Annotated in this window: 10 protein-coding genes; 5 read left to right on the top strand and 5 right to left on the bottom strand. The window is 74.0% G+C overall.

Features of this window, described 5'->3' with window-relative positions:
• Positions 1–26: 26 nt before the first annotated feature.
• Positions 27–1145 (bottom strand): agmatine/peptidylarginine deiminase, encoded by a 1119-nt coding sequence (locus ACFVHI_RS24450; protein WP_380342680.1) that lies wholly within the window; start codon positions 1143–1145, stop codon positions 27–29.
• A 171-nt stretch (positions 1146–1316) separates the two neighbouring features.
• The gene (locus tag ACFVHI_RS24455) at positions 1317–1871 is read right to left on the bottom strand and encodes a TetR/AcrR family transcriptional regulator (RefSeq protein WP_063350538.1); all 555 of its coding nucleotides are present in this window, start codon (positions 1869–1871) and stop codon (positions 1317–1319) included.
• Positions 1872–2113: 242 nt separating this feature from the next.
• On the opposite strand from ACFVHI_RS24455, the gene ACFVHI_RS24460 reads away from it, so the two are divergent.
• From ACFVHI_RS24460 to ACFVHI_RS24470, 3 genes are all read left to right on the top strand, one after another.
• Positions 2114–3772, top strand: a complete 1659-nt coding sequence (locus tag ACFVHI_RS24460; RefSeq protein ID WP_380342683.1) for a serine/threonine-protein kinase — start codon at positions 2114–2116, stop codon at positions 3770–3772.
• Positions 3773–3880: 108 nt separating this feature from the next.
• The gene (locus ACFVHI_RS24465) at positions 3881–4384 is read left to right on the top strand and encodes a DinB family protein (protein ID WP_380342686.1); all 504 of its coding nucleotides are present in this window, start codon (positions 3881–3883) and stop codon (positions 4382–4384) included.
• 140 nt (positions 4385–4524) lie between these two features.
• Positions 4525–5433, top strand: a complete 909-nt coding sequence (locus tag ACFVHI_RS24470) for a phosphotransferase family protein (RefSeq protein WP_380342689.1) — start codon at positions 4525–4527, stop codon at positions 5431–5433.
• A gap of 21 nt (positions 5434–5454) precedes the next feature.
• Here ACFVHI_RS24470 and ACFVHI_RS24475 read toward each other — a convergent pair whose 3' ends face one another.
• Genes ACFVHI_RS24475 through ACFVHI_RS24485 form a run of 3 tightly spaced genes read right to left on the bottom strand, consistent with a single transcriptional unit; the run spans position 5455 to position 7623 of the window.
• Positions 5455–5856, bottom strand: a complete 402-nt coding sequence (locus ACFVHI_RS24475; protein ID WP_063350534.1) for a pyridoxamine 5'-phosphate oxidase family protein — start codon at positions 5854–5856, stop codon at positions 5455–5457.
• Positions 5857–5911: 55 nt separating this feature from the next.
• A complete protein-coding gene (locus ACFVHI_RS24480; protein WP_063350533.1) occupies positions 5912–6541 on the bottom strand; it encodes an MBL fold metallo-hydrolase in 630 nt (209 codons plus the stop codon).
• Positions 6538–7623: an S-(hydroxymethyl)mycothiol dehydrogenase gene (locus tag ACFVHI_RS24485; RefSeq protein WP_380342693.1), complete on the bottom strand. Its 1086-nt coding sequence runs from the start codon at positions 7621–7623 to the stop codon at positions 6538–6540. Before ACFVHI_RS24485 ends, ACFVHI_RS24480 begins: the two co-directional genes overlap by 4 nt.
• 691 nt (positions 7624–8314) lie before the next feature.
• Here ACFVHI_RS24485 and ACFVHI_RS24490 point away from each other — a divergent pair.
• On the top strand, positions 8315–9532 hold the full coding sequence (locus tag ACFVHI_RS24490; RefSeq protein ID WP_063350531.1) for a cytochrome P450: 1218 nt from the start codon (positions 8315–8317) through the stop codon (positions 9530–9532).
• Complete coding sequence (locus tag ACFVHI_RS24495; protein ID WP_079136117.1) at positions 9529–9792, top strand: ferredoxin; 264 nt, start codon at positions 9529–9531, stop codon at positions 9790–9792. The genes ACFVHI_RS24490 and ACFVHI_RS24495 overlap by 4 nt, the downstream gene beginning before the upstream one ends.
• Positions 9793–9889 lie beyond the last annotated feature (97 nt).

Consider the following 9889-nt stretch of genomic DNA (forward strand, 5'->3'; position numbering starts at 1 on the left):
GCTGGGCCCGGTCGACCGGACAGGCCCTAAGGCAGCGGTTCCTGCATCGTGGAGCAGTGGATGCCGCCGCCCCCGGCCATCAGGCGGTCGACGTCGAGCTGGACGACCTCGCGCCCGGGGAAGGCCTCGGCGAGGGTGCGCCGGGCGGCCTCGTCCTTGTACACGTCGCCGAACTGGGCGGCGATCACGCCCCCGTTGACGACGTGGAAGTTCAGGTACGAGTCGACGAACTTCGAGTCGCGCGAGCGGACGGTGTCGGGGCCGTCCACCCGGACCACCTGGAGCCTGCGGCCCCTGGCGTCGGTGGCCCGGGAGAGGATGTCGAACTGCTCCCGGGCGTCCCGGGCCCAGACGTCGTGGCGGTCCGCCGGGGGCAGTTGCACCAGGACGACGCCCGGCCGGACGAACCGGGAGGTGACGTCGATGTGGTCGTCGGTGATGTCCTGCCCCTTGATCCCGGGGACCCAGATCATCTTGTCCGCGCCGTACACCTCCAGGACGGCCTCCTCGATCTCGTCCCGGCTCATGCCCCGGTTGCGGTTCTTGTTGACCAGGCTGCTCTCGGTGGCCATCAGGGTGCCGTCGCCGTCGGTCTCGACCGAGCCGCCCTCGCCGACGAACTCCGCGTAGGAGAAGGGGAGTCGGAGCATCTCGGCGATGCCGCGCGCGACCTCGGCGTCGTCCCGGTGGGTCTGCTTGCCGCCCCAGCCGTTGAAGTTGAGGCCGACGGCGTCGAGCCGCCCGTAGCCGTCGCGCCGGAACACCGGGGCGGTGTCCCGCATCCAGAGGTCGTCGGTGGGGACGGCATCCGTCACGGTGACGGCGGGTCCGCACAGGGACTGGGCCTCCCGGACGCTGTAGTCGTCCGGGGCGCACATGACCACCGGCTCGAAGCGGGCGATGGTCCGGGCGATGAGCGCGATGTCCTGCTGGACACCCGCCAGCTGCCGGCCCCAGACGGACTTGCGGGACGGCCAGGACATCCAGGTGCGGGCGTGCGGGACGTCGTCGCGGTCCACCCACCACTGCGGGAGCCCGGCCTCGCCGGCGTACGGCAGCCCGTGCTCCGCCTGGTGCGGGGGCGGGGTCGGGGCCCCGAAGAGGCGGTCGAACAGGGAGCGGTTGTCACCGTGGGTGCTGCTCATGACGGATCTCCAAATCAAGTATTGCCCACCGAGTGACCGGTGGCCCCGCAGCCGCAACTCTGACATTGACTGAATTTTCAGTCAAGCTCCAGATCATGGAACTGCCCGGCCGACCCCGACACGGGAAAAGGGCCCCGGGCCGCCTCGCCCGGGGCCGGAACGCGACGCACGCTACCCGCGCAGTCGCTCCACTTCGGCCTCGATCGCGCCGGCCATCAGCTCACGCGCGTGCGCCACCGGCAGGCTGCCGCTGAGCCAACGGACGCTCAGCCCCTCCAGCAGCGCGGTCAGCCGCTCGGCCGAGGCCGCCAGGGCGGCGGCCCCGTTCATCGGCCGCACCTGCCCGAGCAGCTCGGCGACCTCCTGGACCCAGACGAGGGTGGCCCGGGCCAGGTCCTCCCGCAGCTCGGGGTCGAACACCGCACTCGCCCGCAGCTCGCCCCAGGCCGTGCTGTTCTCCCGCACCTCGGGGGTGTCCTGGAGCTCCAGCAGCAGCGTCTGCTCCAGCTCGCCCCGGGCGTCCAGCGGCGGCGCGTCCGCCGCGCGCTCCGTCGTGTAGCGCTCGGCCCGGTCGTTGATGAACTCCAGCGTCGCGCGGAGGATCCCCGCGCGGTCCTTGAAGTGGTAGTAGATCAGCGCGGTCGAAACACCCGCCTCCGCCGCCAGTTCCTCCACGCGCAGCCCGCGGACGCCGCGCCGGGCGATGACCCGCGCAGCCGCTTCCATGATCAAGGTTCGACGGTCAGCCACAAGGAATCACCTTACCCGGAGGGGGCACCGGCCGATCGGAGGACCCCATTCCTGACTGAAATCCCAGTCGGGTTATGATCCGGTGCGCTTCACGACGCCGACGTCCGTCCGGGCCCCGGCCCGACCGCCCGCCGCGCCCTCGCCTTGCCCCGTCCTGCCTTGCCTTGCCCCGCTCCGCCACTCCCCCGTCCCACCCGCACGACCCGCTGGGAGCCAGCATGACCGCAGAGCCCTTCGGCGCCCCGTCGCCCACGGCGTTCCAGGCGCTGTCCCCGGACGACCCCCGCGAGGTCGGCGGCTACCGCCTCTGCGCGCGGCTCGGCGCGGGCGGCATGGGCCTCGTCTACCTGGCCTACACCCCCGGCGGGCGGCCGGTCGCGCTCAAGGTCGTCCGGCCCGAACTCGCCGAGGACCCCGAGTTCCGGCACCGCTTCGCCCAGGAGGTCGCCAGCGCCCGGCGCATCCACGGCCTCTACACCGCCCAGGTGGTCGATGCCGGCACCGACGCCGCCACTCCCTGGCTGGCCACCACCTTCGTGCCCGGCCCCTCCCTCCAGCAGGTCGTCCACCACTACGGACCGCTGCCCGAACGGACCGTCCTGCTGCTCCTCGCCGGCATCGCCGAGGCCCTCCAGGCGATCCACGCGGCGGGCGTCGTCCACCGCGACCTCAAGCCCGGCAACGTCCTCGTCGCCGCCGACGGCCCCCGCGTCATCGACTTCGGCATCGCCCGGGCCGCCGACGCCAGCCCGCTCACCGGCATCGGCCTTCGGATCGGCTCGCCCGGCTTCATGGCCCCCGAACAGGCCCTCGGCCTGTCCGCCGCCCCGGCCACCGACGTCTTCGCGCTGGGCGCCCTGATCGCCTACGTCGGCTCCGGCACTCCCCCCTTCGGCGACGGGCCCGAGCCCGCCTCGCTGTACCGGGCGGTGCACGAGGAGCCCGACCTCTCCCACCTGCCGCCCGGACTGCACGAACTGGTCCGGCACTGCCTGGCCAAGCGCCCCGAGGACCGGCCGGGCACCGCCCAGCTGATCGAGGCCGCCCGCCGGCACCCCGCCACCGGCGGCGAACTCCGCTTCTCCGACGACTGGCTGCCCCAGCAGGTCAGCAGCGCGATCCGCCGCCACAGCGACCTGCCGACCACGCCCGCCACACCCGCCCCGCCCGCCACCGTCCTCTCCCCGGCCCGGGCCGCGGCCGACGCCCCGACCAGGCTCGGCCTCCCCGCCCCGTCGCCCACCCGGCTGCAACCGGCCCCCGACAGACCCGAGCCCGCCGCCCCCGCCCGCCGGCACACCGGTACCCGCACCCGCACCGTGCTCCTGACCACCGCCGCCCTCCTCGTCGGCGCCGCGGCCGCGTTCGTCCTGCTCGATCCCGAGTACCTCGACGACCTCGACGACCAGAACGTCGCCGCCGGCCTCGCCCCGTCCGCCGGCGCCGCCACCGCCCCGTCCGCCACCGCCCCGGCCACCACCGCCGCCGCCACACCGGCCCCCGGGTACACCGCCGTCCACACCAACCTCGAACTCACCTCCCCCGACCCCAGCTACGAGTTCGACCTCAAGGCCGGGAAGGTCACCGCCCAGGACGCCTCCACCTGGTACCTGGGCCGCCACGCCGGCGAGTTCTACATCCCCGAGGACAGCGACGCCTACGTCGCGCCGACCGGCCGGCTCACCCTCCCCGACTGCGTCAAGGGCGTCGAGACCCAACCGGTCTCCACCCTGCCCTTCAACGCCCTGCGCACCGACCGCAGCTTCTGCGTCCGCGCCCAGGGCGGCCAGGACATCGCCATCGTCCGCATCCTCGCCACGGCCGCCGACGACGGCCCGGTCCGGATCTCGCTCACCTCCTACCACCGCTCCGCCTGACGCGGCGCCACCCCGGACGGACGGCCCCGTTCCGCGCGCAGGCGTGACCGGACGGGGCCCGGCCACCAGCCCGGCGGCACTGTCGGTGACGGCTGGTACGGTCCGCCCATGATGAAGCGCGTACCGTTCACCGGTGCTGAGAAGGAAAGTCTGCAGGTCGCCCTCGACCGGCACCGCGACGCGGTGCTGTGGAAGCTCGACGGCCTGGACGACGAGCAGCTGCGGCGGCCGATGACCCCGTCGGGGACGAACCTGCTGGGCCTGGTCAAGCACCTGGGGGGTGCCGAGCTGGGTTGGTTCTGCGAGGCGTTCGGCCGCGAGACGGGGCCCCTGCCCTTCGACCTGGAGGCCGACGAGACCTCCGACATGAGGGTGGAGCCGCACGAGTCCACCGAGGACGTCCTGGCGTTCTACGCCCGCGCCCGCGCCGCCGCCGACCAGGTGATCGGCGAACTCGACCTCGACGACCTGGGCAAGGCCTGGTTCGGCGACGCCGTGTCGCTGCGCTGGGTGCTCATCCACATGGTGACGGAGACCACGCGGCACGCGGGCCACATGGACATCCTGCGCGAACTCCTCGACGGCGCGGCCGGCGACCACAACCGGGGCTGAGCCGGGCCGGGGCCGCACCTGCGCCATCCCGCGTCATCCCGCGCCATCTCCGGTGAACGCCTGACGTGCCCGCCCGGCGCCTTCACACTGGTGGTGAAAGACGCAGGCCGACCTGCGACCGCGAAACCCCGAAGGTGCACATGAGTGAGCGATTCGCCGCGTTGGACGACCTGGCCGAGCGGTGGGGCCTGAGCGGCCTGGAACTCGTCGGCAAGGGCCTGGAGTTCTCCGTGTTCCGGGCGCAGGCGCGGGACGGCCAGCCCGTCGCGGTGCGGCTCGCACGCCAGCGGTTCGAGTCGAACGCCAACGACCCCCACGTGGACACCCGGACCCTGCTCCGGCAGGAGTACGTCATCGCGAAGCACCTGGCCGCCCACGGCCTGCCGGTCGCGCAGCCGAGGGAGCTCGTCCTGGCGGACGACCCGGCCGCCCCCGACGTGCTGCTGTCCGCCTACGTCCCCGACGACGGCTCGGACCTCGACTCCTTCGAGCTGGGTCACCTCCTCGCGCGGCTCCACCAGGTGCCGCCGCCGCAGCTGAGGCCCGTCGCGGCGGAGGGAACCGGCACGGCGGCGGCGATCGCCGCACGCATCGGGCGCCGCTGGGCCGAGATCGGCCGCCGCGTCGACGACTGGCCCGAGCCGCCGGCCGCTTCCCTGCTCGCCGGCCACCTCACCGGCTTCACCGAGGACAGCCTGCTGCACCTCGACGTGCGCAGCGCCAACATCCGCCGCCACCAGGGGCGGGCGGTCGCCCTGCTGGACTGGTCGAACGCCCTGCTCGGGCCCCCGGCCCTGGAGTTCGGCCGGCTCGTCGAGTACGCCCGGTACCCGGAGAACGACCTCGACCCGGCGGCGGTCCGCAGCGGGTACGCGAGGACGGCGACCGCCCCGGCCGACGACGATCCGTGCCTGGTCGTGGGCCGGCTGGACGCCGCGCTGATGCTGGCGCTCGTCTTCCTCTCCGAGGCGCCCGACTCCGGCCGCGGCCCGGCGGCGGCCGACCACGCCCGCGAGCTCGCGCTCAGGATGGGCGCCGGCCACGCGTGAGGAAGCCCGGGAGCAGGGCTCTCAGGGCCGGCCGAGGACGCGGTCGACGGCGATCTCGATGACCACCCGGTCCGGGTTCGCCCGGGGTTCGCGGTAGCGCTCGGTGTAGCGCCGCTCGGCGTCGGCGACCTGCTCGGGCTCGTCCCGGACGACGGCCACGCCCTCCAGGGTCGACCAGCGGGCCCGGTCCACCTGGCAGACCGCGACCCGCAGGCCCTGCGGGCCGGCCGCCGCCACGTTGCGCGCCTTGCGGCTGGTGCGGCTGGTGATCACCCGGGCCGTCCCGGTCTCCGGCTGGTACGTCACGCCGACCGGCACCACGTGCGGCGAGCCGTCCGGGCGAGCGGTGGTCAGGGTGGCGATGTGACGCTCGCGCCAGAAGGCGAGGAAGGCGTCGTCGAGGTCGCGGGGATCATGGGCCATGATCGCGATGCTACGGCCCCCGGAGCACGCGGCGTGCTCCGGGGGCCGTTCGCGGTCAGTGCCCGCGGGCGATCCAGTCCGGCAGGGCCGGGGCCTCGGCGCCGATGGTGGTCGGGTCGCCGTGGCCGGTGCGGACCACCGTCTCGGCCGGGAGCGACAGCAGCCGCTCGCGGATCGAGTCGATGATCGTCGGGAAGTGCGAGAACGACCGGCCGGTCGCGCCCGGGCCCCCGTGGAACAGGGTGTCGCCGGTGAAGACGGTGCCGAGCTCCGGCGCGTACAGGCAGACCGCGCCCGGGGCGTGGCCCGGGGTGTGCAGGACGGTCAGCTCGGTGCCGGCGACCTCGATCCGCTGCCCGTCGGCGAGTTCGCCGTCCGGGAGGCGCTCGGGATGGGTGAGCTTCCACAGCGGCAGGTCGTCCGGGTGCAGCAGGATCGGCGCGCCGGTGCGGGCCGCGAGGGCCGGGGCGGCGTCGATGTGGTCGTTGTGCGCGTGGGTGGAGACGATCGCCAGCAGCCGGCGCCCGCCGAGCGCGGCCTCGATCGCGTCGGCGTCGTGCGCGGCGTCGATCACCACCGCCTGCTCGTCGTCGCCGACGATCCAGACGTTGTTCTCCACCTCCCAGCTGCCACCGTCGAGTTCGAAGGTCCCGGCGGTGACCAGCCGGTCGATCCGCGCGTTCACAGGACCACGACCGAACGGAGCACGTCGCCCTGGTGCATGCGCTCGAACGCCTGCTCCACCGCGTCGAGTTCGATGGTCTCGGTGACGAACGCCCCGAGGTCCAGGCGGCCCTGGAGGTGGAGGTCGATCAGCATCGGGAAGTCCCGCGAGGGCAGGCAGTCGCCGTACCAGGAGGACTTCAGCGCGCCGCCGCGGCCGAACACGTCGAGCAGCGGCAGCTCCAGCGTCATCTCCGGCGTGGGCACGCCGACCAGGACGACGGTGCCGGCCAGGTCGCGGGCGTAGAAGGCCTGCTTGTACGTCTCCGGGCGGCCGACCGCCTCGACCACCACGTCCGCGCCGTTGCCGCCGGTCAGCTCCCGGATCGCCTCGACCGGGTCGGTGCTGCGGGAGTTGACGGTGTGGGTGGCGCCGAGCTTGCGGGCCGTCTCCAGCTTGCGGTCGTCGATGTCGACGGCGATGATCTTCGACGCGCCCGCCAGCCGCGAGCCCATCACGGCCGCGCCGCCGACGCCGCCGCAGCCGATCACCGCGACCGAGTCGCCGCGACCGACGCCCCCGGTGTTGATGGCGGCGCCGATGCCCGCCATCACACCGCAGCCCAGCAGGCCGGCGACGGCCGGCGAGACCGCCGGGTCGACCTTGGTGCACTGGCCGGCCGCGACGAGGGTCTTCTCGGCGAACGCGCCGATCCCCAGCGCCGGGGACAGCTCGGTGCCGTCCAGCAGCGTCATCTTCTGCTTGGCGTTGTGGGTGTTGAAGCAGTACTGCGCGCGGCCGCGCCGGCAGGCGCGACACTGGCCGCACACCGCACGCCAGTTGAGGACGACGAAGTCGCCCGGCTCGACCTCGGTGACGCCCTCGCCGACCGACTCGACGATGCCCGCCGCCTCGTGCCCGAGCAGGAACGGGAACTCGTCGTTGATGCCGCCCTCGCGGTAGTGGAGGTCGGTGTGGCAGACCCCGCAGGCCTGGATTTTGACCACCGCCTCGCCCGGCCCCGGGTCCGGCACCACGATCGTGGTCACCTCCACGGGCGCGCCCTTGGCGCGCGCGATGACTGCCTTGACCTGCTGGGCCATCCGATTCCACCTCCGTCGGCCGATGCGGCTCTGCACCGGCGTGACCTGCGACAAACGACTGCCCACGAAGCGTAGCGCCCGTAGCGACGGGCGCCGACGGGGCGGGCCCGGTGATCCGGCTCACCGCACCGGCCGCAAAGGCGTCATATGCCGTCGAGATATCCGCCGGACCCCCCGGCGCGGCCCGCAGGGCAGGGCGCGCGGGCGCCGCCGAGCGCCCGTCAGCGTGCCTCGAAGTGCCCGGAAAGGAGCGCCGTTGGCTGGAAGTGCCGCTGACGCGCGCACCGCCGCCCACGTACGGTCGTAGCAGAAGCGGTCCACGCGACCACGCTCAGCACATCCGCCCCACCCGACGGTGCGCCACCGCGCGCCGTCCGCGCCGAGGCGTACCGACCGTACGCCGTCGCACGATTCGCGCCATCCCCCGTTCCGGTCCGCGTTCGCCTTCGCTTCCGCCTTCGATCCGCCGTTCGTCCCACCTGATCCGCCGTTCGTCCCGATCTGCCGTCCCACCTGATCCGCCGTTCGTCCCGGTCCGCCGTCCCACCCGATCCGCCGTTCGTCCCGGTCCGCCGAACCCGGCCCGGGCCGAGCCGCCCGCCGGCCCGCCCCACCCGTCCCCGCACCATCCCGGTTCCACCCCCCGTCGGGCCGTCACGTACGGCCCCCCGCCCTGGAGTCTGGAGTACGGATGTCCGCCGAGAACAGTGCGACCGGTGCCGGAACCGGCACCGTCCCGCTCATCCCGATGCACTGCCTGCGCCGCCTGGAGCCCGGCCCGCCCCGGCTCGCCGCGCTGCCGACCGGCACGCCCGTCTGGCTGGTCAGCCGCCACGCGGACGTGCGGCAGGTGCTGACCGACCCGCGCCTGGGCCGCGCCCCGCTGTACGCGCCGGACGCGCCGCCGATCGCCGTCATCCCGAACATCCTCGACAGCCCGCAGGGCCTGCTGAACATCGACGGCACCGAGCACCAGCGGCTGCGCCGCACCGTGCAGCGGGCCTTCACGCCGCGCGCCATCGCCCGCTGGCGGCCCTGGGTCGCCTCGGTGGTCGAGGCCCTGATCGACGAGATGATCGACCACGGCTCCCCCGCCGACATCGTGGCCGGCTATAGCCGCAAGCTGCCGGTCCAGGTGATCACCCGGCTGATGGGGCTCGACAACCTGGACGGCAAGAAGCTCTCGCACTGGAGCGACCACGCGCTCTCGGCCACCGCCTACACGGCCGAGGAGATCGCCACCGCCATGGCCGAGTTCGCCGGCTTCGGCGCCGCGGTGATCGCCGAACGCCGCGCCGACCCCGGCGAGGACCTGGTCAGCAGCCTGCTGGCGGCCGCGGCCGAGGACGGTTCGATCGCCGAGGAGCAGTTGGTCACGCTGGTCATCGGCCTCGTCGTGGCCGGCCACGAGACCACCATGACCAGCCTCGGCAACGCGCTGGTCTACCTGCTCACCGAGGACCGCGAGGCCTGGCAGCGGCTCGCCTCCGACGAGGCCAGCGCGACCGCCGCGACCGAGCAGATCCTGCGCGCCGTCCCGCTCGGCGACGGCCAGCACCTGCCCGGCCTGCTGCGCCGCACCATCGAGGACGTCGAGATCGGCGGGGTGGTCATCCCGGCGGGCAGCGTCGTCGCCGCCGACACCGTCGCCGCCAACCAGGACCCGACGGTCTTCACCGGGGACCTGCTCACCGAGCTGTTCTCCCCGCTGGCCGCGCCGATGCTGACCTTCGGCGCCGGGCCGCACCACTGCCTGGGCGCCTGGCTGGCCCGGATGGAGCTCGAACTCGCCCTGCACCGCCTGGCCCGCCGGCTGCCCTCGCTGCGCCTGACCGGGCCGGTCGAGGAGATCGACTGGCGGCGGGGCCTGCTCACCCGCAGCCCCGAGACCCTCCAGGTCGCCTGGTGACGGCCACGCCGGGGACGGGCGCCGACGCGGTGGTGGTCCGGGTCGACCGGGACCGCTGCATCGGCTCCGGGATGTGCGCCCTGAGCGCCCCCGGCTCGCTGGCGCTCGGCGCCGACGGGCTGGCCGAGCCGGTGGCCGACTACGCGGCCGACGGCGCCGAGCTGACGGAGGCGCTGGCCGACGCGGTCGACTTCTGCCCGGTCGAGGCGCTGACCCTCTACTCGGCCGCGGGTGGCTACCGGATCGCCCCGGCGGAGTGACCGCGCCCCCCGGCGCCGCCTGCCGCACCACGGCGGGCGGCGCCGGGGGCGTTCCCCGATAGATGATCCTGGCGAATAGACGGATGAGCTCATCCAT

The organism is Kitasatospora sp. NPDC127121, assembly GCF_042677305.1.
GTDB lineage: Bacteria > Actinomycetota > Actinomycetes > Streptomycetales > Streptomycetaceae > Kitasatospora.